This window comes from Marinibaculum pumilum (assembly GCF_042646425.1).
Lineage (GTDB): Bacteria > Pseudomonadota > Alphaproteobacteria > Ferrovibrionales > Ferrovibrionaceae > Marinibaculum > Marinibaculum pumilum.
In genome coordinates, this window is the sequence record NZ_JBHRTR010000038.1 from 1 (window position 1) to 746 (window position 746).

General features: G+C 61.1%; 1 protein-coding gene. It reads left to right on the top strand.

The window, feature by feature from the left end:
- Window positions 1-20 precede the first annotated feature (20 nt).
- Window positions 21-746, top strand: a 726-nt coding sequence (locus tag ACFOGJ_RS24005; RefSeq protein WP_379905418.1) for an IS4 family transposase, incomplete at its 3' end; no start/stop codon positions are given.

Below are 746 nucleotides of genomic sequence, written 5' to 3' on the forward strand. Positions count from 1 at the left end.
CCCGGTTCCAGAACGGCAAGATCGCCGCAAAGGTGCATGTCGTCTTCGACCCGAAGGCGGCGCTGCCGGTCTTCTACGAAGTGACCGCCGCCAACACAAACGACATCACCGTCGCCAAGGAGCGGCTGCCGATCGAGAGCGGCGCCACCTACATCTTCGACCTGGGCTACTACGACTTCGGCTTCTGGGCGGACCTCGACACGAAAGGCTGCACCTTCGTCACCCGCCTGAAGAAGAACACCTCCGTCGCCGTTCTGGAGAACCGGACCGTACCCAGCGGCAGCAATGTCATCGCCGACCAGGTCGTTCACCTGCCCGTGCGCATGGCGCGCAACCGCCACAACCCTTTCGACAAGCCTGGCCGGATGGTCACCGTAACCCTGGAAACCGGAAAGGTCCTGCGCCTGTTCAGCAACGATCTGGAAAGTCCGGCCGCCAAGATCGCCGAACTCTACAGGACACGCTGGCAGATCGAGCTGTTCTTCCGGTGGATCAAGCAGAACCTCAGGATACGGCACTTCATCGGCCGATCCGAAAATGCCGTCCGCCTGCAGGTCGCCACGGCGATCATCACATACCTCCTGCTCAAGCTCATGCACCGCGCCTCCAGGACGAAAAAGGCGATCGGTCACTTCACCAGAAGCGTTCAGCATGCCCTGTTCCACCGCATCGAGGTGGCGACACTCGTCAATCGCATCGAACGAAGAGACAGGAACCGAAGACCCGAAGCCGGCCCACAACTCGAA